The organism is Gammaproteobacteria bacterium (assembly GCA_035546635.1).
Taxonomy (GTDB): Bacteria; Pseudomonadota; Gammaproteobacteria; order JAURND01; family JAURND01; genus DASZWJ01.
Map to the genome: position 1 here is coordinate 1 of DASZWJ010000014.1, position 24,340 is coordinate 24,340.

The following is a 24,340-nucleotide window of genomic DNA, read 5'->3' on the forward strand; positions in this document are numbered from 1 at the left end:
TCCCGGCATCCATGCCGGGACGACGTGCATTTTTTGAATTTCGCGCCAGTGACTAATTAAAAATTTATTATCGAAACTAATCTCGCAATTGTCAACCAAATAAATATATTTAGGTTGACAATCATTTGATGAACATTTATCGTTTGCCACATGTCAACTCACACTAGCAAATTACAACAAAGATTATCACACTATAAATCCCAAGGTCTGGCGCGCAGTTTGCGTCTGCCTTGCGGTATAGATTTTAGCTCGAATGATTATCTAGGCTTCGCCCAGGAAAAATTACTAAGCGAACGATTGCTTGCGCGTTTGCAACAAACAAGCGTTGGCGCAACAGGATCACGTTTATTACGCGGAAATTTAGCACTGCATGAAGAAACCGAACAAATACTTGCCGATTTTAGCCATCGTGAAACTGCCTTGTTATTTCCGTCCGGTTACATGGCAAATTTAGGCTTGCTCAGTGCCTTGTTACGTCAAGAAGATTTAGTATTTTCAGATGCATTGAACCACGCATCCATTATTGATGGTATTCAATTATCCAAAGCGCGAAAAATTATATTTCCACATCGAGATTACACTTATCTAGAAGAACAACTGAAAATCCATCAATCACAAAAATGTTTAAAAGTAATTGTGACTGAAAGCATATTTAGTATGGAAGGCACAAAAGCCGATTTACTACAATTAGCCGTGCTGGCCGATCGTTACCAAGCTTTATTCATTGTCGATGAAGCGCATTCCACTGGCATTTGGGGCAAAAGCCTGGTGGCTACAATGGGCTTGACAGAACAAGTATTTGCCAGCACCCATACGGCAGGAAAAGCCCTAGGCGCTGCCGGCGCCTGGGTGGCGGGTAATCATTTTATGCGAGATTATCTGGTGCATTTTGCCCGCAGTTTTATATTCACAACCGCACCTTTACCGGCATTGGCAATACTCCTACAAGAAGCCATTAAATTGTATGATGAAATTGGCGCAAGCCGCGCTATTGCCATTCGCAAGCGTGCACAGTATTTGCGTACATTATTATCTACGGCTGTTGAAAAAAATGCCCAGGATACACCCATCATTTCTGTACGCATTGATGATAATCAACGCGCAACCCGCATCAGTGAATTTTTATCGCAACGTGGCTTTGACATCCGTGCTATCCGTCCTCCCACAGTGCCGAAAGACACGGCTAGGCTACGCATTACCGTTAAATGGCTGAACAGTGAAATACAATTACAGCAATTGGCAACTGATCTACTCACGGCAAAAAATCATTTATGAAAAATGGTCTATTTATCACCGGCACCAGTACCGACATCGGTAAAACCCTAGTCGCTGCATTGCTACTCTCTGCAGCGCACTCACAAAATTTGCCGGCTTATTATTTCAAACCGGTACAAACTGGACAGGATAGCGACTGTGCTACCGTCAGTTGTTTAACCGGGTTACAAGAGCCGATTATTAAACCGGTATTTTCTTATGCATCACCACAAGCCCCCTATCGCGCAGCATTGGCAGAACAAAAACCAATACAATTAGATCACATCTTGGCACACTGGCAGCAGTTAACATCAGGATATTATCTGGTTGAAGGTGCAGGCGGGCTATTAGTTCCCTTAACCCAAAATCATACGATACGTGATTTAGCCTTCGCACTTAAATTGCCCCTAATAATTGTCGCTAGCACACAATTAGGCACAATGAATCACACCCTACTCACGCTGGAAGCAGCTGCTAACGCCAAAGTTCCTGTCAAAGGCTTAATTTTATCTGGGTCAAAAGATCCTGAGTTAGCAACCGCATTACAACCATTTATTTCAGTACCGATTCTAGCTGCAATACCAGATTTAACAACCGCTCAAAAACAAAATTTTCAACAAACTGCCAAGCAAATTTTTCCCTTTCAATTATTACAAAAAATTCTCATATGAAACATCCAACTTCATTAATGGCACGCGACCAAAAATCACTCTGGCATCCCTTCACCCAGCATGGACTTGAAAGTGAATTTTTGCCAGTGGTTAGCGCTAAAGGTGCCTGGCTGCAACTCGCCGACGGCAAAAAAATCCTCGATGCGATCTCTTCGTGGTGGACGAACCTACATGGCCATGCACAACCCGATATTGCCAGCGCGATCTATGCACAAGCCCTGCAATTAGAACATACACTGCTGGCAGGATTTACACATGAACCTGCTGTCAGATTAGCTGAAATTTTACTCACCGCCACACAAGCCAGCGGCGCAAATTTGACACGTTGCTTTTATTCAGATAATGGCGCAACTGCTGTTGAAGTCGCAATGAAAATGGCCTATCAATATTACAAAAACCAACAAGTTAAAACCCGCAACCGCTTTATAGCCATCACCCATGCGTATCATGGCGACACCTTAGGCTCTATGGCGCTCAGTGCACGCGATAGCTATCATCAACATTTTTCATCCCTATTACCTGAAGTAACCTTTATTGATCCACAACAATTAGATCAATTAGAGAATCTATTAACGCAACAACCAGAACAATATTGCGCTTTAATTATCGAGCCAATGATACAAGGCGCAGGCGGCATGAAATTTCACAGTGCCGAGTTTCTGGCAGCTGTCGCAGCTTTGTGCCATAAAGCCGGAGTGTTACTAATTGTCGATGAAGTTTTTACCGGTTTTTACCGTACCGGGAAATGTTTTGCCTTTGAGCATGCCGACATCAAACCCGATTTGTTATGCCTTGCTAAAGGTTTAACCGGTGGCTTTTTACCCTTGGCAGCAACACTCACAACAGAAGCAATTTTTAATGCTTATTATTCTAAAGATATTAACCAAGCTTTTTTACATGGACATACTTTTACGGCCAATCCCATTGCCTGCGCCGCCGCCATTGCTTCATGGCAGTTATTGCAACAACCAGCTACGCAAGAAAACATTTTACAGATTAGTAAAATCACGCAACGCTGTATACAACATTTATCGCAACATGAAAATGCCAGTCTTGCACGCAGTCTAGGCACAGTGGGCGCTATTAATAAAAAAAACTTGCCAGGCTATATGTCAGGCTCTGGGCAAGCGATTCGTGCATTCGCTATGGAAAAAAATGTTTTACTACGTCCGCTAGGATCAGCGCTCTACGCAGTACCACCCTATTGTATTACCGCGGATGAATTGGAGCAGGTATATCAGGTTATAGAATTAATTTTAAATAAGGAGCAATTTTAAATGCAGCAATTGTTAAAAAAAATGATTGGTGAACCCCAGCAATTGGCGCGTTTTTTAAACACTTTAAGCTTACTTGAATATATTGGCGCAAGAAAAATTATTAAAAGCCTACAACAGCAGCAATTAAATGAAAAATTGCTAGGACATATGAATGAAGAATTGCGCCATGCTTTAATATTAAAACGTGCAGCTGTGAAAATTTCACCGCAATGTGATGATTATGCAACTTGGAATTTATTATGTGGTGATGAAGCGTGGCATTATTTTCAAACCGTAGATCACGCCGCCATCACCCTGTTACAGGAAACTGATCCTTGGCGCTGTTATGTGTTTACGACTTTATTGCTTGAACTGCGCGCTGTGGAATTCTACACAATATTTGAGCAATCTCTGCAAGAATTAGGAAAGCCGAGCATTTTTCGCGGCATACTGCATGAGGAAAACCGACATCTACAGGAAATGCTAGCGTGGATTCGGCTGATTCCAGACTCTAACGCTAAGCTTGCCCAACTGCAGGAGATGGAAGCTGCAGAGTTTTCTGCCTTTATGGGTTCGGTAGCTGTCATCCTGAAAGTCAGCGAAGGATGACAGTCTGATGTGTCTACTTCTGCATCCTTAAAGAAGCCTCCCCACAAGAAAATCTTTTAACAACTCCACCCGCAGTTTCCAACAAAAAAAATCCCTCCTCATCAACCCCTCGCCCAATGCCAGAATAAACTTCATCGCCTAAAATCATACGCGCAGGTTTATTCAGCAGGCAATTGACTACAGCAAATTCTTCCATAAATGGCTGAAAACCTTGCTTCTGAAACACCGCCAAAGCTATCAACAATTCTTCAAGTAAATAAGCAATCAATTTATTCCGCTCTGGAAAACTTTGTGTAATTTCAGTTAAATCAGTTGCTGGAAAATCCAATGTCTTTTTTAAACTTCCAGGCAGATATAAGTTCAAACCAATACCAATCACTGCGTCGCAATTAAAGTTAAATTCTCCATGTAAATCGATTAAAACGCCCCCCAATTTGCGTCCGCACCACATAATATCATTTGGCCATTTCACCAAAATCCCATGACTGATCCCACATCTTTTTAAAGCACGGATAATAACAACTGATATCACCAAGCTTAGGCCGGATAATTGCGGTAGATCATTAAAAAAATGCCAGAGCAAAGATAGATAAATATTATTACCAAAGGGCGATAACCAGCGGCGATTGAATTTCCCCCTGCCGGCAGTCTGCATTTCAGCCAAACACACGGAGATCGCATCATTTTTATTTTGTAACTGCTCCAATAGAAAGTTATTGGTTGAGGTTATTTCATCAAAAATGATGCTTTTCTTGATATATTCATGATATTGGAGAGACAAGTGCGCTTTTATTTTACGCAAATCCAACAGTTCAAAGCTTTCTTGCAGGCGATAACCTTGATTAGTTTTAGCCTCAATACAGAGCCCCATTTCCTGTTTAATTTGCTTAACCAGCTTCCATACTGCACTGCGGGTGATGCCTAAGCTTTCGCCCAGATGTGCTCCAGAATGCGAATTGCCATCACTTAGGATTTTTAAAAGTTTTTTAATTTTGATATTTTTTGCGCCAACCAACTCCTGACTAGCGCCAGATAAATTTGCCATAGCGTATTATTTTGTTAATTTTTAAGGAATCGCTCTTGAAGAGCAAAAGATTTTCGCAATCGGCTGGCATATTAACAGTTTTCGCCTCAATTCGCGAATACACTATGATTTTGACGAGAATACAAAACGAACTAACACGTAAACAGCAATAAAGCTGTCCATAGACTATACTAATTGTAGAATGATACAAAATCCCGTGATTAAACAAGGGAGTAAACCTATGTTAGGACAGATACAGCTTAGAGAAGAAATTGCTGAACGACTGAAACAAGCTAGACAAAATTCGGGGTTTGCTTCAGTGGAAGATTTTTGTAAGAGCACGGGTCTACCCATCGCTGAATATCTAAATCATGAAACGGGCAGAACCGCATTGAAGGCTTCACAAGCGATGCAATATTGCCGGCTATTGCACATCACTTTACATTGGCTCATGTTTGGTCAAGACATTATAAAGCCCACTGAAAGGAAGAAAAGACACCCCCCCACTCTGCGCAAAACCGAGCCGGATTCCTAGCGCATCTGCCTATGTCTGGATAAATTCTTCAAAAAGCGCCAAAGCTTCAGATAAATTCTTCCGACCATACCCTATTCTAAAATGATTAGCATTGTTATCAAAAAGTGTACCCGGTAAAATTAATACATCTTTTTCATCCACTAATTGTTTAGCGAAATGCTCAATTGGTGTTTGTAATTTCAGTCTAGGAAAGCAAACATAACCAGCAGATGGCCGATACCAATCAACTAAACTAGGATACCTCATAAAAAATTGATCTAATAAATCCAGGTTTTCTTTAGCAATAGCCAAATTTCTATTGAGTAGTTTTTCTTTATTTTGCAGAGCAATTAAAGCCAATACCTCACTTGGCGCACTGTTACAAATCGAAGTATAATTTTTATTGGAAACAAAACTCCTTAGCCAAGATTTATCCTGAGAAGCAACCCAACCGATGCGCAAACCTGCTAACCCAAAAGATTTTGACATAACCCCTAAACTAATGGCTTTATCATAACAATCAACCGCAGCTGGCAAACAATCCTCTTTTCTCTGCTCCGATAAACGATAGACCTCATCACAAAAGAAGTAGCAGCCATGATCTTTAACGATTTGTAAAATAGATGCAAACTCTTGATGGGTGGGAAGATATCCAGTCGGATTATGGGGAAAATTCATAATCACTAGCCGTGTCTTTGCTGTCAACAGATCTGCAAATTTTTCTAGATTAAAAACCCATTTATTCGCATGCCATTCTAAAGAACATTCCGTGAGTTTGGCACCTAACAGGCGGGGAATTTCCTTTAAGCTTTGATAGGCAGGTGTTACGACTAATACTTCATCTCCTGGCTCAATGAGTAAATGCAGGGCAATGAACATGCCTTCTTCTGCGCCAGCAGAAACCACAATATTTTCACTATTGATGGTTTGATAGAGCTTGGCAATTTCTTCACGCAATATGGGTAAACCATAAGATTCGGTATAACCCAATTTTAAATGATTCCACAGCGACAAACTATCCGAACCCGCCATAGACAACAACTCTGAAACAGTAAAACTCTCGGCATCGGAAGAACCCATCATATATTTGGCAGAGAATTCATATTGCGTGAAATAATCTTCGATTTTAAATGCTGGAAATTTCATGATTAACTCCAATTTATCTGCTCACCCTTCTGAAAGAGGGGTGAGAATGTCATCTTAATTAAATTATATTTGTACAATTTAATATAATTTAGACATAAATGTCAACGGCTAGATTGAGAGTTTTGCATTATTCTGGTTTAATTACTTATTTGACTGAATTTTGAAATAAAGAGCTGGAACCATGAAACCAACAGGTATTAAATGGGCATTAAATACACTACAAGATTTAGGCTATTCTATTTGCAACACTACGCCTAAAACCATTCTAAAAACCCCCTGGTCATGTGTTTATTGTTTTGATACAGACCAAGGACAATGCTATCTAAAGCAAGTCCCACCCAGCTTATATTTTGAGGTTAGAATCATCAATGCTCTGCGGGAAATTTTTAAAGCATCCGTACCGGCGCTAATTGCTATCAATTCAGAACAGCATTGTTTCTTAATGCAGGATGCCGGCATACAATTACGTGAGTTTTTTAAATCAGGCGTTTTTAACCCTGATATATTGGTCAAAGCAGTTCATACTTATATTGCTATACAAAGAGCCAGCCATGACCATTTGCCTTTTTTTCTGAGCATAGGGGTAACCGATTGGCGATTAACCCAAATCCCAAATTACTACCAAGAATTGATCCACCAAGAGGAATTGTTGACCGCCGATGGTTTAACCAAGGTTGAAATATCGCAATTATCACAGTTAAATACAAAGCTCATTGCATTGTGCGAACAATTATCTGCTTACCCCATTCCCCCTACTTTTAGCCACTCAGACTTCAATGATAAAAATATGCTGATTCATCCACAAACTAAACAAATTACGTTGGTTGACCTAGGTGAAGTCGAAGTGACCCATCCATTTTTTTCGCTGCAGAATTTGCTGCATCATATTAAAGAGAATTACCCGTTAAAAGACGAGGCTTATCAATCCTTGGAGCAAGAAATTTTGCAACCCTGGCTTGACTTGGTATCACAAGAACAATTATCCAAAATCATGTTCTTGATTCAACAATGCTGGTCGATTCATCGCGCACTCACTGTTTATCGGCTCCTGACCAGCATTGATTCTAACTCATCATTACAGCTCCTGGGGCAAGGCAAACTTGCAAAAAACCTCAAAATTTGGCTAACTAAGTAAAATGCATCTTTTCCACTAAAAATTTTATATTAAAGAATCAGCACCTTCATGGAGAAATTATGATAAAAATAGAAGAATCCCCTACAGGTGATAATTTATTATGGGATATCTGGATGTCTACTCTGCATTTAGCTGCGGTTACTGTCGCAGATGAAATCAAATTATTTGAGCAGCTAAAAGATCGCAATCTAACCTTCCAAGAAATTTCTGAAATATTACAACTTGAGTCAAAAGCAATAAAAACTTTAGGCGAACTTTTGATGGCCCTTGGATTTCTCATACCGCAAGATGACAAAGTTCAACTTAGCCACACCAGCAAAATCTATCTTCTTTCCGATAGCCCCTACTATTGGGGCGCTCTACTCAATAAATTACGCTCTCGCAATGACCATAAAAGACTATTAAATGCCATGCTTAATAAAGATAGTTTGCTAACACATAATGGCAAGAGTTATAGCAATATGTGGGAACAAGGCTGCATTTCCCCTGAAGCAGCTGCTCAGTTTACAGAAGAAATGCATGCAACTATTTTTGCCCCCGCAGTAACAGCCATTAAAACTGATTTATTTGAAAATACCAAGCAACTTTTAGATGTTGGCGGCGGCTCCGGCTGCTTTAGCATTACCTTCACCCATGAATATCCTGACAGCAAGGCTACTGTTTTCGAACTGCCTGAAGTAGCACAAATTTCACAAAAATATATACAGAAATTTAAAGCAGAAAAGAATGTGCTGATACATAAAGGAAATTTTTTCAATGAATCAGATTGGCCAAAAGAGCATGATGGGATATTGCTAAGCCAAATTCTGCATGACTGGCCAATACCAATCTGCGAACAAATTCTTGGCTTTGCTTATCGTTCACTTCCTACTGGTGGAAAAATTTTCATTTATGAAATGCTGCTAGAAGATCAAAGGATTTCTCCTTTAACAACTGCTTGCTTCAATACGTTAATGTTTATCAACCATCGATCTCAGCAATTTTCGTCCCAAGAAATAACTCATCTTTTACAAAAGATTGGATTCACTGATATTATTGTCGAACCAACATTTGGCTATTTTTCTCTTATTGTAGGAAAGAAATCTAACTCCCCTTAAAAGGAGGATAAGCGTTTACAAGTACTCCTAAAGGATCTTATTCATGTTAAAACCCACCCGTAGAATAACTTCTGATGTTGATAAAAAACCCAGCAAGTCAGTCTGTCGTCTGGTCATAGATGCCGAAATCCAGTTGACAGTGAGGCCAAAGTTCCCCTTTCTGCAATTTGGATCCCCACTTCCTGCCGAAACGACGTAACTTCTAATTGACGACAGACTCTAGATTATTTTTTTAAAGAGAAATTTATGCACGCAATGCAATTAAAACAGATAGGTAAACCTCTTGAATATGTAGAATTACCTATTCCCAAACCAGAGCCCCATGAAATACTGGTGAAAGTTCTGGCCTGTGGCATCTGCCGTACCGATTTACATGTGATCGATGGCGATCTAAAAAATCCATTATTACCCATCATTCCAGGCCATCAAGTGCTTGGAAAAATCGAATCATTGGGTACAGATGTAAAAAATTTCAAGATTGGTGAGCGAGTTGGAATACCTTGGCTAGGAGGAAGTTGTGGACATTGTGATTTTTGTTTGACTCATCAAGAAAATCTCTGTGATAGCGCTATTTTTACCGGCTATCAAAAAAATGGTGGTTTTGCAGAGTATTGTACTGCGGATTCTCACTTTTGTTTTCCAATACCAGAAAATTATCCTGATATTCAAGCCGCGCCACTATTGTGCGCTGGACTCATTGGTTACCGCGCCTACAAAAAAGCAGAAAATGCTAAGCGGATCGGATTATATGGATTTGGCGCTGCCGCCCATATTGTCATTCAGATCGCACGCTATCGAAATCAAGAAATTTATGCTTTTACACGAGCTGGCGACATGACCACTCAACAATTTGCTAAGGAATTAGGCGCAGTTTGGGCTGGAGATTCGGAGTCGACACCACCTAAATTATTAGATGCGGCTATTATTTTTGCACCCATTGGCGAATTAGTGCCCGCTGCTTTAAAAGCGCTACGCAAAGGCGGCATAGTCGTATGCGCAGGAATTCATATGACGGATATTCCGGCATTTCCCTACGATCTTTTGTGGGGCGAACGCAGTATCTGTTCGATTGCAAACCTAACTCGACAAGATGGGGATGAGTTTTTAGCATTAGCGCCTAAAATTCCCATCCATACCAAAGTCCAAGTTTATTCTCTTCGAAAGGCAAATGAAGCACTTGATGATCTCCGTCATGGACGATTTACAGGTGCAGCGGTTATTAAACTTGATCCATTTAAAAATTAATTGTAGCTACTAGAATATCGCTATAATTACCTACTCCAACATCCTGACCAGGTGAAATTCTGCCATAGATCGTACTAGTTGTTGTACCATTTGCCGGTATAGTCACAACCGTGGAGCCTGTATTACCCCAAACTTGTGTTCTACTAGCATCTTTATAAAGATTGTAATTTAGATGTTGTGTGCCATTTAATAAATAACGAGCGTTGTAGTTACCACTGTTGCCCGCACTTAATGTGAGGATATAACCGCCTACTGGCGGGGACCCATTTGTACATCGCACGGTAAGACTTCCAGCGCTATCATTATTGCTGAGCGAAAATGGATCATAATTGCCAAAATTGACTGGACTCACCGAGGTAAAAGTACACGTACCCGCAAAACTAACAAGGTGCATGCATAAAAGACTGCTGCTGATTATAAAAATTTTCATTTGCTTCACGGTATCTCCTGACAAACATAAGCTCCTAAATTCGGTAATGGCTCCTCTGTAGGCATATAGCTCACCTCAAAATCACATTGCCGACCTTCCCATTGAATAGTCACTCTATTATTTGCTGCTAAACCGGTTAAATACAGTTGGCCTTGTTCACCGACAATAAATTCATCCATGCTACTACTTAAGGTCACTGAGGCTCCTGCCGGAATAAATTGGTGCTGACTATCTGTCACCGTCATCATAGCCGCATTGGCTTGTTTAACTGCAAATGGAATGATGACGCCACTACGTAGATAAGGCACCACATCTACTTGTGTCTGGTCAATTTCAGCGTCAAAAGGCAAATCTCGCGGCTCAATACGAATAGGATTATCCTGGTAGGCAATTAAATTGGGAATGAGCGCATTGCCACGGGCATCGGTACTCGCTACCTCTTGATTAAATTGATAAACCCGTACATTGGGATAGCCAACCCGCACCACCGCAAAGCTATTAGTCACATCGCGAATTAAATAGGGGCGATCCATATAGACAATGCCGCCTTTGGCCTCAGCAGTAAATCCTTGCTGACCATTTAAATTTGCCGCACCGAGTGTATATGTGCCCACATCATTTTGCGCAGATACAGCCGCTTGATATTGATTTAAATTACCTGTGCCAGCAAATAAATTGTAGCCATAACCAGGCCCATAAGGCAGCGCACGATTTAACTGTGCATAACCTTGAGTGAAGTTAGATCCAGGCTGACCACTGCTGCCAATGTTTAAACTGGTATAAGTATCCAAGGCTTTACTGAGCGTGAGGTAGACGGCTTTGTTTTCAACGCCGCTAATATTTGTCAATGCTGTGACATTCACAGACCAAGATTTAAAGACAGTTTGACTATAGCTGGCATTGAAGACGCTAACGCTTGCCTGGTTACGATTTTCTTGTAGCGTATAACTAAATCCTAGTGCTCTGCCTTTAGATAGCGGCATACCAATAAATGCTTGAGTTTGCACGCTGGGCGCTAAATTTCCTGATTGATAAGCTAATTCCTGAAAATCATGACTGGTAAGCTGTACATTTAAACCATAATTCCAATTATTGTTGGCTTGATGCTGGAAACCTACTTCCGCCAAACCACCGTATCCTGTGCTATTGCTGCGGCTTACTGCAGTTGCCACAGTCACAACCCCCAATAAAGACCAAATATAATTTGCACCTACCCCAAGGGTTTGTTGATTGGTCATCGCTTCGGCATGCCATTGACCCGTGAATTTATCATTAAGGCCTACAGCATCAGTCCCTACTGCAGCAAAATGTCCATAATCACTACTCGAGACACCCAAATTATTGCGAATAAATCCCGCTTCAAATGAATACTGATGTAAGCCAGGTTTTAATAATGCAGTACTCATATAATAAGGTAAACTGACCGCCTGTTGACGTCCCAGTAAATCAGTACTAACTACAGTGAGCTGACCATAGCCATTAACAACCGGTATATTAACCACATCAAATGGCCCATTTTGCACCGCTTCTTTACCGACTAAAATATTATTGGCATATAAATCAATTGTTGTCGGTAATACTGCTGCGCCAGAGCTACTAGGCAATGGAAAAGGCACAAAGCTAGGTTGCGTACCAAAATTGCTGGCTAATTGAACCCCACCAAAACCTACAGACTGTCCCCATATCCCACTATCCGTAAATGAATCACCCAAGCGCCAACTGCGCATTTTTTCCGGTTGATCATTAGTCCAATTGGTTTCTAGTCTGACGACTTGACTAGAATTGCCAGAATGATCTACTAGCATCTCTGACGTACCCACACCATATTTGTTAAATACAGCGCCTTCAAAAATACCGCCGCTAGTACTATTGGCAGCGCCACTCGTGAGTGTTTGTCCAGAAAGATCATAATTCAGAAAACCGCCCGGACTAGGTCGATTAACCTGAATGGGTACAAATTTACTCTCGTTGATAAAATTGGTGCTAAAATTTTTTGCGCGGGTGGTGGTGATATTAAGCGTCCCCGTCTGCTCATCAAGCGCATAATGTAAATCAATAAAATCATCTAAGGCATAAAAAATATTGCCTTCGTATTGAATAAATTTTTTATCTGCAAGATTAAAGTGCCACTTTGTTAAGTCAGTTTTATTAGCCCAAAACTGTTTATGTTGATTCTGTAAAAATAAGCTTGATTGTTCTAGTTGCTGTCCATTGATTACAACGGCAAGAAATAAAGGAGTAAAACTTGAGTGACTTGTACTGGCGAAAACATTTTGCGAGATTACAAACAATAGTATTAAATACAATGACTGTATAAGAAAGCGTTTCATCCGTTAATATCTGCAAGTTTTTTTATGGTAATATTTTTGGACAAAAGAAATCCACCGCTTCAATTAATAGAAACGCTATTTTTATAAATTTAGGTGACTTATGTAGTGACCGTTGTAGATAACCAGCCTTTATTAGTATTAGCTTCAATCAAAAAACTCGTGGAATTTTTTGCTATATTCGGCAAAGGCAAAATCCAAGCAATCATCTGCTTGGGCAGAACATAACGAACTTCCTGGTTACTAATAAATGCTTCACTGTCAACACTGGTTTTTACTAAGAGACCAAGTATTTTGATGTGCTGATTACCCAAATTGTTTAAGCTCACATATAAATTCTGCCCTTGTTTTTTGGCTTGCCAGCGCCAATTAATTTTAGCCGTTGCATCAACATTAGCATTCACAAAAATCGGGATACCAATTCTAGAAATAATACGAACCTCTCCTCCAGCTTGTGGGGAGATTTGCCGACCAGGAATTTCTGTAACATACAAGCGATAGGATAATTCCTGGGAAAAATCAGCTGATCTTATCAAACCCACACGGATAATTTGCTGTTTATTTGGTGCAATACGGATGATGGGTGGTGTAACTAATATTTCATGGGTATCTGAGTAGCTATCGTTCCCGTTGCTTTGACGCCAGCGTTTGATTCCTAGTTGTAGATTGAGAGGTTCATCGTCACGATTTGTTAATGTCACAATTTCAATTCGCTGTTTGGCATTTAAATCAATCCGCAAAGGTGAAATCTGCAACGAACTCCCCCATGCGGAAAAGGAAAAACCTATCAATACCAGCATTAAATATTTTATTTGATTTTGCACTTGCTAGATCCCTAGAAATTAACTGTTGCCACTACTGTATCTGAATAACTATCGACAGACATGTCTTGACCACCAGGGATAGAGCCACAAACATTGTAAGTCCTTGCTGTTTTGCTAAGCGGGGATGTTAAAGCCAAAGCATTACCGTAAGTGCCTGGACCTGGCGTGCCATTTCCCCAAATAGGACGACTTGAGAAAGGACTAGCACAAGCAGCACCTGCTGTATTACTAGGTGGTTGATATAGTGTGTAAGATAAAAGATCAGACGAAGTCGCACCCTGCATATGAGTGGTATTGGTAGAAAAATGCAAGCCCTGACCTAAACTAACCCAAAGATTGGTGACAGGCGTATTCTTGGTACAAGTCACCACCACAGTACCAGTTGCTTCTAAGGGATTAGTCGCATTTGCTACAATCGGATCGTAATTGCCAAAAGCAACAGGCGTGGTACTGATCGTGCAATTACCCACGACTGTGGCGGTAACGCTCAAATTATACGTAGCTATGCCTGCATAACCAGGCAAAACGCACAAATAAATGCAGATCAAACCAAACACTAGGAACGATAGAAATCTTTTCATCAAACTCTCCATGTAATTTACTATGAAGAATTCTAAGCTTAGATTGCAAAGTTGTAATTGATTTAAATCAATAATTGAAAAAAATATTCTTACTTTTCACTCGGAGTTTGCCGATATCTTGCAATTTTCTAAGCATTCGGCTGACAGTTTCAGTGCTTAAATTCAAGTAATTGCCGATTTCTTCACGCGACATGCTTAAGCGAAATGAATGTTTAGTATCCGGGGCAAAAAGATGGGTTCTCTCAAAAATATTACGCAAAAAATACTCCACCCGATCGATAGCGGGGACAAGATTATTCAAAAAAATAATCATATCGTCAGTTTTTCTTTGTAACAGAAGATAAACAAAAGCTTTAGCAAGTTGCGGCTGCTGATGAAAAATGACAAAAAAATCGTTGAGTGGCCAAAAACATAATTGTGAAGCCTCGAGTGCGACTGTACTAACAATAGATTTAAATTCTCTTTGTGCATGTATATCCACTATTTCGCCCGTCAACGTAAATCCAGCGATAATTTCATCTCCATTACCAGAAATGAGTAGATTTTTTAATGTTCCTGATTTCACAACGTATAAATATTTAACCAGTTTTCCTGCTTGTAAAAGTGGCTCACCAGGCTGCAATTCAAGTATCTCTGACTCATGGCAATATTGTTCTATATGAACATGGCTAAAAAAACAGCGAGAAACCACTGCACAATTCTTACATTTTCGGTAAGAGTCTATCGTCTTTAGCATTTTTAAACTCATAAAATAAAAAGAGGTCTGGATTATATAAAGGAGATATCCATGATATTAGGGTAGAAAATACCCTAGCTTGAAAATAGGCATCATTATTACAGAAGTATATTTGAGGCTGCTTTTAGAAAGTCTGACACCAATGTTCAGGGATGCATTCGTGCAACTTAAAATCCCTGGCACGGTCAATTAATTGTTCAATGCTTGCTACACCAAAGCGATAGCAAATCAAATCAAGTGATTTATTTAACTGCTTTGTTGAGACCTTTAGTAAAACTCTGATATCCGCTAGATTTTTACCGCGTAGCAGGAAAAATAAATATTCGGCTTCGCGATCTGACAACTGCCATTGCTCGAATTCATTATTAGCTTTATAAACACCTTGATGATACTCTTCCTGTATCGCATTTTCATTCAGAAATAACCAAGCAAATTTATCTGCTAATGGCGTATTCAACAACCGAATACCCACATTGGAAACCCCGATAACATTATGATGTAAATCAAATAAGGGTTGCTGTAATGAGAGATTTAGGCACCAATTATTGTCTTTATCAAAATAAGACACAATTTGCTTGCAGGCTTTTTTTTGCTGCATAGCATATAAATCATTAGCAATCAGTTGATCGGCAGTCTCAACAATTTTACCTTTGGCATTACGAACTGTAAGACCAATTATCTGATCTAGCTCAGAATAACCTAAAGCATTGATCCCCTGTTGATTCGCACAGATAAAACGCGCATGCTGATCCTTCCAACCAATACCATTAGGAATATTTGATAAAATTTGACTGACTTTTTCAAAATCGGTTTTTTCTAAATCAATTACAGGATTTATGAACGTTTTAAGCATAATTTATCCTATAGGAAATTTATACCAATGTTTTGGTAGATTGCTGGCAAATCCCTTACCAAGTGCTATATCAATTAATTCTGACTTACTCCTTACGCCTGACTTCTCCTTAATTGATTCGATATAATGTTCGCTCGTACGTTTTGATATCCCCAGTAAATCAGCGATTTCTTTGGCTGATTTACCACGCAATAACCAAAATAGGCATTCTTCCTGACGTGGCGACAAATTCCATCCTGTTGAATTTTCAAGACTTCGAAATATGCCTTGGTTAATTTTCGGCACCCCTCTTTTTTGTTCTGCTATAAATAATTGGCTAAATTGATCTACAACGCTCGATCCTGTCATCTCAACACAATGAACTGATGTGCCAATTATTTGATTGTCCTTATTTTTTAGTGGTTGTTGCTGACCAAGGTAAAACCCCCATTGGGGACCAAACATAAAAGCAGAAACTACAATATTAATTTGTTTATCGTGCTGCATAGTAAATTGATCACTAGCCATTAAAGATTCGCCAATTTCTGCAAAGCGACAGTTTAAATTAACTGGAGTTTTACCGTATATCTGTTGGAAATTTTGAAATCCTAAACGATTAATTGCAAATTGGTTAGCGCAAATTATTTTCGAGCCAACATCTTTCCATACTATATATCCAGGAACTGCAGATAATATATTGCTAGTCAGTTCAAAGTCATCATTGAGATCAAATTGATTCATAAATTATACCAATGTCTAGGTAGATTGCTGGTTAATCCTTTTCCTGTAGCTAAATCAATCAATTCAGCCTTACTTCTGGTGTCGGATTTGTCTTTAATCAGCTCGATATAATGCTCTACGGTACGGCTAGAAACCTTTAATTGTTGCGCAATTTCCTTAGCGGATTTGCCACGCAATAACCAGAATAAACATTCTTCTTGGCGCGGGGAAAGATTCCAATTTGTTGTTTTATTTAGACAACGATATAGGCCTTGTTGGATCTGGGGAACACCTTTTTTATTTTCTTTTAGAAATAGCCAGGCAAAGCGATCCACAATAGCCGAGCCAGTTACATCAAAGAAATGCGCAGATAATCCAATCACTTCATCTTGTGTATTTTTCAAAAATTGCTGTTCACATATGAAAAACCCCCACTTATTATCAAATAAATAGCCCGAAAGAAAAAACTTAATTGATTCAGCATGCTTAATAGTGAATTGATCATTGGCGATAAGTGATTCACCAATTTCAGCGAGTCGACAGTTTACGTTAACTGCAGTATTACCTACTACTTGACTAAAGTTATTAAATCCAACGTTTTCAATAAATAACTGATTAGCACAAATAACTTTAGAGTGGACATCTTTCCAAACAATATTACCAGGCACAGCAGATAGAATACGACTTTTAAATTCAAAATCATCATTTAATTCTATGGGGTGATTATTAGCTATGGTCATTACAAATTTATCCTTTAAATTTTTTGTTTTCCAAATAATATTAAATATTTTTTGATAACTAATCTACTTTAACTTTGTATATATCAGAAGTGAGCTCCCAGAAAGACCATAACACTTGGAAGCGCTAGGGTGCAGACATAGGTAGGATATTTACCTTGCCAGCAAGGCGCATCTTCAAGCAAGCCCGAGAACGTCAAATTTGAAGCAAGGTATGCCAAGCTTTACAAGATATACCTCTTTTTGCTAACTTAGCAATAGCAGTGGAGACGATTCTCTCTAGGAATCGATTCAAGTAAATTTCAAATGAGATGGATCTCATGTCTAAATACATAGCAAAACTTCCCGATCAAAACAATATTATTCATTTTAGCCCACACGAACATAAAACCTGGCAACTACTATTCGATAGACAAAAGGAAGTGATAAAAGATCGTGCTTGCGATGAGTTTATTCATGGTTTAGCGAAATTGAATTATTCTGCTGAGCGCATTCCACAATGCCCTGAGGTTTCAGCCGTTTTGCAATCAACTACCGGTTGGTCGGCCGTGCCCGTAGCGGCTATGATTCCACTCTCTGAATTTTTTTCGCTGCTGGCGAATCGGCAATTCCCAGTAGCCAGTTTTATTCGTCTGCGTGAAGAGTTGGATTATTTGAAAGAACCTGATATTTTTCACGAATTATTCGGACACTGCCCGTTGTTGACACATCCAGCATATGCAGATTTTGTGCAATGGTATGGTGAAATGGCACTGAGGACTAGCCGCGAAGTCCAATCGTTATTGGGTCGATTATTCTGGTTTACCATTGAATTTGGATTAATAAAAACGCCAAAAGGCCTACGAATTTATGGTGGTGGTATCCTTTCTTCTTTTGTAGAAACTACTTATGCGTTGGAAAGCGATGCGCCAGAACGACTGCCTTTTGATATACAGCAAATACTGCAATCACCCTATCGTTATGATGAAATTCAAACGCGGTATTACGTGTTAGAAAATCTGGGTCAATTATTTCAATTAAAAACAGATCAGATTTTCCAATGGGTGGAAGCGGCTATTCTGCACACTGAATCGGGTCGCGATTTTGTGATTTGCTAACATATCCTTCCGACTGCGCAGGAGAGTTATTAATAAATAAGCTGATAAGTAGGTGGTTATGAATCAACGGTCTCTTTTATAGCGCTTTTTTATCAATCCTTAACCGTTAATAAGAAGCAATTCGCACCTGCTCTGAAGGGTACGAAAAAAGACTGTCATTCCCGCGCAGGCGCACTAGTGTCCGAAGAAATAACCACTTTTTGGGCGACACCCTCTTCTCCCTTGTGAAAGAAGGAATTTAACATTTTTTACCGGATACTAGTGCGCCCAGGTGAGAATGACAAATTTTTATCAACGGCAAAATTTTCGCACTCTAGGAGCACATCTTTAAAAGTAGCTGCGTTTTCATAAAACGTTAATATTTCGTCCCTAAAATTATAGTTATCAATTTTCTCAAAAAATCATTTTAAGCTAACACTCAGAGATCTTTACCGTCATGAACACGAAAAGCAGCGAAAAGAAGCAAACCCGTGAGCCCTTAACATTCTATGAGCCACCTGATATTCAAGATAAAATTGATAAAATGGTCAACAATCCAAATCCTCCACAAATTGCCCCTATAAAATATTTTCTAGTATTTGCCAGCATAGCAGTAAATGCATTAGCTCGTGGTGTAGGTGCTATTCATCAGGCTGGGTTACCGATGGCAGCTGCTGAAAAAATGCATAGCAAATCTGAGCTGGAAGAATCTCCGTTAATTACAGCAACTGTAGAACAGCCTGGTCAAGTTGATTTTTTTAAAACGTCTCCTAAATCAAAATTTAAAGGATGTGATGATACAGGTTCAGCAGAAAAATGCGCTCGTACTGTATGTGCAATGGTAGCCGCCACTATTACACCATTGAATAAGAACAGACCAGGTGAATCATCACTCAATTCGGAAGACATGGAAAAGATGAAAAAAATGGGTTCCGCTGGCATGTCTAAATATGAGCTTGAACACGCCAAACTGTTAGAGAGAGCAAACCGGTGTGGGATTAGAAAAGATTCAGAAGTTTTCCAAGATTTGAATAGGAGACTTTTTGTCACAGCCCACATGGATGTACCCAATTGCGCAGGCATGGCGTCACGCGTCGTCACGATTTTATCTCATCAACCAGCCATCCAGAAGGAAAATGCTAGGTTGATGGTGCATGCAGCAAGATATATGAATCGAGAAACTGCTCATCATTCAATCGCCCGAATAACTATTCCAGGAAATAGAAAATCCAGTGATAAAAAATTTATATGTGATCCTTTCGATTTGCCTGCCGGACCAAAGCGAACAGGTAAGGCAACTTTTTGTGATTCACAGGAAGTAGAAGCAGGTATCGGAGGGTGTATTTATTATCAAGATAGGTTTTGGAGTGCTCCTGAAAAAAATACCTTTGAAATATCGTCTAATCCTAAATTTAAAGGCCTAAGTGATAAGCAACAAAAATTTTATGAAGATGAACGAGCCAAATTGGAGTCTGAATATAACCAAAAGCTAGCAAAAAATGAGCGTTCGCGATCTCTAGCATAGAGAAGAGGTCAAGTATTCACATGACATAGCTTTAAAAAGCTTGTGTCATGTGAGTAATTGACCTCTTCCCCACGATGCTAGTAATTGTGCATGCACAACCACCAGTAGAAACAATCAAAACATTTTAATTAAATCAAACAATTGTACCAGTTTGTTTGCTTTGAGTTGAGGCTGGTTACTGCTATTATTTAGCGCTAAATGCTTCACCAATGTCCCAGAAGACTGCCTTTTCGAATGAGAAGCACACTAATTCTTCAAGCTCAGCTCAATAACCAGGAGGGAAATATGGTCAACCAGCATCCTGAACAAGTTGCCCGTGATGAAATAGACATCCTACTTAAAAAGGCAGGATGGACTGTACAAGATAAAAGGAAGATCAACTTTTCAGCCGCAATAGGCGTGGCTGTACGCGAGTATCCAACCGATGTAGGCCCTTCAGATTATGTGCTGTTTGTCAATAAACAAGCAGTTGGCGTCATTGAAGCTAAACCCTCAACTTGGGGTGAAAAAATTACCACAGTAGAAGAACAATCTGCCAATTATGCTAATGCGAAGTTAAAATGGGTCAATAACAGCCAGCCACTGAGATTTGTGTATGAAAGTACGGGTGTCATCACGCGTTTTACCGATTATTTAGACCCAAATCCACGTTCACGTGAAATATTTAATTTTCACTGCCCTGAAACATTAGCTAAATGGATGCAGGAAAATAAAAGCCTGCGTGGCCGCTTGCAAGATTTCCCACCACTGAAAATGGACGGCCTGCGTGATTGCCAAATTACAGCAATCCATAATTTAGAAACTTCTCTAAAACAAGACAAACCCCGCGCATTAGTGCAAATGGCCACTGGCGCAGGTAAAACCTTTACCGCAATTACTGCTATCTATCGTCTTTTAAAAGAGCCAGTGAATGCTAATCGCATTCTATTTTTAGTAGACACCAAGCACTTGGGAGAACAAGCAGAAGCATGCTTCATGAAATTTTTGCCTAATGACGATAATCGCAAGTTCACGGAACTCTATACCGTGCAACGGCTGAAAAGCCCCTATATAACCAAGGATGCTCAAGTGTACATCAGCACGATCCAACGTATGTATTCCATTTTGAAAGGTGAACCACTTGATGAGGCATTGGAAGAACAAAACCCAGCAGAACAATACAGCCGTCCAAAAGAGCCTTTGCCTGTTGTGTATAATCGAAACCTCCCGCCCGAATTTTTCGATATCATCATCATTGATGAATGTCATCGCTCCATCTACAACCTGTGGCGACAGGTACTGGAATACTTTGATGCTTATCTGATCGGCTTAACTGCAACGCCTGATAACCGCACCTATGGTTTCTTTCACAAGAATGTCGTCAGCGAGTACGATCACGAAAAAGCGGTGGCTGATGGTGTGAATGTGGGCAATGAGACCTTTGTGATTGAAACTGAAATAACCGCACAAGGTGGAAAGATTACGGCCAAACAGCATGTAGAAAAGCGTGAACGCACTACCCGCCGTAAACGTTGGGAAATCCAAGATGAAGAAGAAATCTATACAAACCAACAACTGGATAGAAGTATCGTCAATCCGGATCAAATTCGCACGGTAATTCGAACGTTTAAACAAACATTACCCACTATCTTCCCGGGTCGCAAAGAAGTACCAAAGACGTTAATCTTCGCCAAAACTGACAGCCACGCCGATGATATCATCCAAACGGTACGGGAAGAATTTGGCGAGAGCAATCAGTTCTGCAAAAAGGTCACCTACCGTGCGGCGCAAAATCAAACCGATATCGAGGGGAATATCATAGAAAAAGGTGAGGACCCCAAATCGGTGCTAAAGCAATTTCGTAACGATTACCACCCACGCATTACTGTTACCGTCGATATGATTGCAACAGGGACTGATATAGAAGCATTGGAATGTCTACTATTTATGCGGGATGTGCGAAGCAAAAACTACTTCGAACAAATGAAAGGCCGCGGCACGCGTATTTTAGATAAAGACAGTTTGCGCAAAGTCACACCTTCAGCGCCAAGTGCAAAAACGCATTATGTGATTGTCGATGCCGTTGGGGTTACCAGATCAGTGAAAACCGCTACCCGTCCCCTCATCACCAAACCTGGGGTATCGCTCAAAGATTTAGCAATGGACGTCATGATGGGCGCTAGTGACAGCGATACGGTATCTTCACTTGCTGGCCGCTTAGCTAGACTTGATAAACAATTAGATGAAAAAGAACGTGCTCGTATTGCCGAAAAAGCGCATGGCACACCTCTGTTAATGATTGTCGGTGAACTATTTAAGGCTATTGATGGTGACCGCGTGGAGCAAAGAGCGCTGGAAATTACCGGCCAACCCGTAGGTACCGATCCCGGCGAGGCTGCTCGCGATCAAGCACAAAAAGAATTGGTAAACCAAATCGCCAATGTCTTTAATGGTGAATTGATCGAGTTAATTGATAGCATTCGTCGTGACAAAGAGCAAACCATTGTTCACGATGATTTAGACAGGGTTCGTAAAGCCGAATGGGCGGGTGAAACCACGGAAAATGCTAAAATATTAACCCAAGAATTTACTAAATACCTTCAGGAACAAGCCAATCAAATTGATGCCTTGAGCATTTATTTTCATATTCCGGCAAGACGCGCTGAGGTGACCTATCTGCAAATTAAAGCCCTGCTGGAAAAGCTCAAGCAAGATCGACCGAAACTCGCCCCATTACGCATCTGGGAAGCTTACTCACACCTCGACAATTGTCGGGGTAATAATCCGATAAGCGAACTGACTGCCTTGGTGGCATTGATACGTCGTGCTTGTGGCATTGACAGTCATATCACACCGTTTGACAATACCGTTAGAAAGAATTTCCAGAATTGGATTATGAGATATCATTCCGGTAATAGTGACAAATTTAACGCACAACAAATGGCATGGTTGCATTTAATTCGAGATCATATTGCCAGCTCGTTTCACTTTGAACGAGATGATTTGGAGAGAGCGCCGTTTGATGCGAAAGGTGGGCTTGGGCGAATGTATCAGTTGTTTGGTGAGCGGATGGATTGGGCTATAGAAGAATTGAATCGGGAGTTGGTGGCGTGAATATTGATACAAAATTAGGTGAAGTAACATTTATTACCACTGGAAAACTCGATGCAAATGCTCGGGATCATCATGGGAAATATCCATTTTTCACTTGTGGAGAAGAAAATCTAACAATTAATGCAGCCGCATTTGATACAGAAGCTGTGCTTCTAGCTGGCAATGGAAACTTTAGTGTTAAATATTACAAAGGAAAATTTAACGCTTATCAGCGAACTTATGTGATAACACCGAAACTAGTTGATGGAAAATGGTTGTTCTATCTAGTTATGCATCATGTAGCTAAGATTACCGCAGGTGCTCGTGGCTCAACAATCAAGTATCTTCGAATTAGTGATATTACAGACTGTGCTGTAAAATTAGTTCCGTTATCACATCAAAAACGCATCGTCGCCAAAATCGAAGAACTTTTCTCCAAGTTAGATAACAGCATCGCCGCACTCAAAACTGCCCGTGAACAACTCAGGGTTTACCGCCAAGCCATACTCAAACACGCCTTTGAAGGCAAACTCACCGCCAAGTGGCGTGAGGAAAATGCCGACAAACTGGAAACCTCAGAGCAACTACTTGATCGCATCCAACAAGAGCGCGATGCCCGCTACCAACAGCAACTGGAAGACTGGAAAACAGCGGTGAAAGAATGGGAGACAAGGGGTAAAAAACAGAAAAGGCCTGCTAAACCAAAAAAGACAGAGCAAATTACTTCATTGTTGTCATCTGAAATTCAGAAATTATATGAGTTACCAGAAGGATGGATATTTTTAAGATTAGGTAACTTTATTGATAAAATCGATGCAGGTAAAAGTTTTAAGTGTGATGAACGTCCACCAATAGCTGGTGAAGTCGGCGTTGTGAAAGTCAGCGCCGTAACTTGGGGTGAATACAATGAATCTGAAAGTAAAACTTGTCTTGATGCTGAAAAAGTAAATCCAGCTTATTTCATAAAAAATGGTGATTTTATCCTTAGTCGCGCAAATACTATTGAATTAGTGGGTAATTGTATCATCACAAAAAGAGTCACAAAACCTATAATGCTGAGCGATAAGACATTGCGAATTAACTTCAGTAGCATAAACCAAAAATATGTTCTCGAATATTTACGCTCCCACTATGGTCGCACTGAAATAATGGATAGAAGCACAGGTAACCAGGAATCTATGCGCAATATTGGACAGGATAGAATCAAAAGCATCGTTATTCCTATTTGTGGACGCGCCGAAATGGATGTGATAGAAATTTCTCTTAATGAGAAATTTGAATCTATTTCACAACTTTCAAAGGAAATTAAAATACAACTTTTAAAAGCTGAGAACCTCCGCCAATCCATTCTAAAACAAGCCTTCTCCGGCCAGCTTGTACCCCAAGACCCAAATGACGAACCAGCCAGCAAATTGCTAGATCGTATAAAAGCAGAAAAAAAGCTGCTGGTTACTGGCCGAGCCACTAAAAAGCAAAGACCAATTAATCGATCAAGGCAAGCAAATGCTCGCTCATAAGGAATAACTACT

General features: G+C 40.1%; 23 protein-coding genes. 13 read left to right on the forward strand and 10 right to left on the reverse strand.

The window, feature by feature from the left end:
- The first annotated feature begins 150 nt into the window (after positions 1-150).
- Genes VHE99_02615 through VHE99_02630 form a run of 4 tightly spaced genes read left to right on the forward strand, consistent with a single transcriptional unit; the run spans position 151 to position 3,790 of the window.
- Positions 151-1,275, forward strand: coding sequence for an aminotransferase class I/II-fold pyridoxal phosphate-dependent enzyme (locus tag VHE99_02615; GenBank protein HVV67917.1), 1,125 nt, complete (start codon positions 151-153; stop codon positions 1,273-1,275).
- Entirely contained in the window at positions 1,272-1,925 is a 654-nt protein-coding gene (gene bioD / locus VHE99_02620) for a dethiobiotin synthase (GenBank protein ID HVV67918.1), read from the forward strand. The genes VHE99_02615 and bioD overlap by 4 nt, the downstream gene beginning before the upstream one ends.
- Positions 1,922-3,202, forward strand: a complete 1,281-nt coding sequence (gene bioA / locus VHE99_02625; protein ID HVV67919.1) for an adenosylmethionine--8-amino-7-oxononanoate transaminase — start codon at positions 1,922-1,924, stop codon at positions 3,200-3,202. The genes bioD and bioA overlap by 4 nt, the downstream gene beginning before the upstream one ends.
- Positions 3,203-3,790 (forward strand): hypothetical protein, encoded by a 588-nt coding sequence (locus VHE99_02630; protein HVV67920.1) that lies wholly within the window; start codon positions 3,203-3,205, stop codon positions 3,788-3,790.
- 13 nt (positions 3,791-3,803) lie between these two features.
- Here VHE99_02630 and VHE99_02635 read toward each other — a convergent pair whose 3' ends face one another.
- A complete protein-coding gene (locus tag VHE99_02635; GenBank protein HVV67921.1) occupies positions 3,804-4,835 on the reverse strand; it encodes a biotin--[acetyl-CoA-carboxylase] ligase in 1,032 nt (343 codons plus the stop codon).
- A gap of 220 nt (positions 4,836-5,055) precedes the next feature.
- Here VHE99_02635 and VHE99_02640 point away from each other — a divergent pair, with 220 nt between their 5' ends.
- Positions 5,056-5,349: a hypothetical protein gene (locus VHE99_02640; protein HVV67922.1), complete on the forward strand. Its 294-nt coding sequence runs from the start codon at positions 5,056-5,058 to the stop codon at positions 5,347-5,349.
- A gap of 9 nt (positions 5,350-5,358) precedes the next feature.
- Here VHE99_02640 and VHE99_02645 read toward each other — a convergent pair whose 3' ends face one another.
- The gene (locus tag VHE99_02645) at positions 5,359-6,474 is read right to left on the reverse strand and encodes an aminotransferase class I/II-fold pyridoxal phosphate-dependent enzyme (GenBank protein ID HVV67923.1); all 1,116 of its coding nucleotides are present in this window, start codon (positions 6,472-6,474) and stop codon (positions 5,359-5,361) included.
- A 181-nt stretch (positions 6,475-6,655) separates the two neighbouring features.
- Here VHE99_02645 and VHE99_02650 point away from each other — a divergent pair, with 181 nt between their 5' ends.
- From VHE99_02650 to VHE99_02665, 4 genes are read left to right on the forward strand one after another with little or no spacing between them, the layout of a single operon-like run.
- Positions 6,656-7,609 (forward strand): phosphotransferase, encoded by a 954-nt coding sequence (locus tag VHE99_02650; GenBank protein HVV67924.1) that lies wholly within the window; start codon positions 6,656-6,658, stop codon positions 7,607-7,609.
- Between the two features lie 59 nt (positions 7,610-7,668).
- On the forward strand, positions 7,669-8,706 hold the full coding sequence (locus tag VHE99_02655; protein HVV67925.1) for a methyltransferase: 1,038 nt from the start codon (positions 7,669-7,671) through the stop codon (positions 8,704-8,706).
- 43 nt (positions 8,707-8,749) lie between these two features.
- Positions 8,750-8,905 (forward strand): hypothetical protein, encoded by a 156-nt coding sequence (locus VHE99_02660; protein ID HVV67926.1) that lies wholly within the window; start codon positions 8,750-8,752, stop codon positions 8,903-8,905.
- A gap of 47 nt (positions 8,906-8,952) precedes the next feature.
- Positions 8,953-9,951: a zinc-dependent alcohol dehydrogenase family protein gene (locus VHE99_02665; GenBank protein ID HVV67927.1), complete on the forward strand. Its 999-nt coding sequence runs from the start codon at positions 8,953-8,955 to the stop codon at positions 9,949-9,951.
- Here the strand turns inward: VHE99_02665 and VHE99_02670 are convergent.
- The 8 genes from VHE99_02670 to VHE99_02705 form a co-directional block, all read right to left on the reverse strand.
- Positions 9,941-10,345, reverse strand: coding sequence for a spore coat U domain-containing protein (locus VHE99_02670; GenBank protein HVV67928.1), 405 nt, complete (start codon positions 10,343-10,345; stop codon positions 9,941-9,943). The genes VHE99_02665 and VHE99_02670 overlap by 11 nt on opposite strands.
- A 41-nt stretch (positions 10,346-10,386) precedes the next feature.
- A complete protein-coding gene (locus tag VHE99_02675) occupies positions 10,387-12,711 on the reverse strand; it encodes a fimbria/pilus outer membrane usher protein (GenBank protein HVV67929.1) in 2,325 nt (774 codons plus the stop codon).
- Positions 12,712-12,809: 98 nt separating this feature from the next.
- Positions 12,810-13,532, reverse strand: coding sequence for a fimbria/pilus periplasmic chaperone (locus tag VHE99_02680; GenBank protein ID HVV67930.1), 723 nt, complete (start codon positions 13,530-13,532; stop codon positions 12,810-12,812).
- Positions 13,533-13,543: 11 nt separating this feature from the next.
- Positions 13,544-14,113 (reverse strand): spore coat U domain-containing protein, encoded by a 570-nt coding sequence (locus VHE99_02685; GenBank protein ID HVV67931.1) that lies wholly within the window; start codon positions 14,111-14,113, stop codon positions 13,544-13,546.
- A 67-nt stretch (positions 14,114-14,180) separates the two neighbouring features.
- Complete coding sequence (locus VHE99_02690; GenBank protein ID HVV67932.1) at positions 14,181-14,849, reverse strand: cyclic nucleotide-binding domain-containing protein; 669 nt, start codon at positions 14,847-14,849, stop codon at positions 14,181-14,183.
- Positions 14,850-14,973: 124 nt separating this feature from the next.
- The gene (locus tag VHE99_02695) at positions 14,974-15,702 is read right to left on the reverse strand and encodes a hypothetical protein (protein ID HVV67933.1); all 729 of its coding nucleotides are present in this window, start codon (positions 15,700-15,702) and stop codon (positions 14,974-14,976) included.
- 3 nt (positions 15,703-15,705) lie between these two features.
- Positions 15,706-16,422 (reverse strand): LuxR C-terminal-related transcriptional regulator, encoded by a 717-nt coding sequence (locus tag VHE99_02700; GenBank protein ID HVV67934.1) that lies wholly within the window; start codon positions 16,420-16,422, stop codon positions 15,706-15,708.
- Positions 16,419-17,141 carry a helix-turn-helix transcriptional regulator gene (locus tag VHE99_02705; protein HVV67935.1) on the reverse strand — a complete coding sequence of 241 codons (723 nt, stop codon included), beginning with the start codon at positions 17,139-17,141 and terminating at the stop codon, positions 16,419-16,421. Before VHE99_02705 ends, VHE99_02700 begins: the two co-directional genes overlap by 4 nt.
- Before the next feature lie 317 nt (positions 17,142-17,458).
- Here VHE99_02705 and phhA point away from each other — a divergent pair, with 317 nt between their 5' ends.
- The 4 genes from phhA (at position 17,459) to VHE99_02725 (ending at position 24,328) form a co-directional block, all read left to right on the forward strand.
- Positions 17,459-18,235: a phenylalanine 4-monooxygenase gene (phhA, locus tag VHE99_02710; protein HVV67936.1), complete on the forward strand. Its 777-nt coding sequence runs from the start codon at positions 17,459-17,461 to the stop codon at positions 18,233-18,235.
- 436 nt (positions 18,236-18,671) lie between these two features.
- Positions 18,672-19,739, forward strand: coding sequence for a hypothetical protein (locus VHE99_02715; GenBank protein ID HVV67937.1), 1,068 nt, complete (start codon positions 18,672-18,674; stop codon positions 19,737-19,739).
- A gap of 285 nt (positions 19,740-20,024) precedes the next feature.
- Complete coding sequence (locus VHE99_02720; protein ID HVV67938.1) at positions 20,025-22,832, forward strand: DEAD/DEAH box helicase family protein; 2,808 nt, start codon at positions 20,025-20,027, stop codon at positions 22,830-22,832.
- Positions 22,829-24,328 carry a restriction endonuclease subunit S gene (locus tag VHE99_02725; protein HVV67939.1) on the forward strand — a complete coding sequence of 500 codons (1,500 nt, stop codon included), beginning with the start codon at positions 22,829-22,831 and terminating at the stop codon, positions 24,326-24,328. The genes VHE99_02720 and VHE99_02725 overlap by 4 nt, the downstream gene beginning before the upstream one ends.
- Positions 24,329-24,340 lie beyond the last annotated feature (12 nt).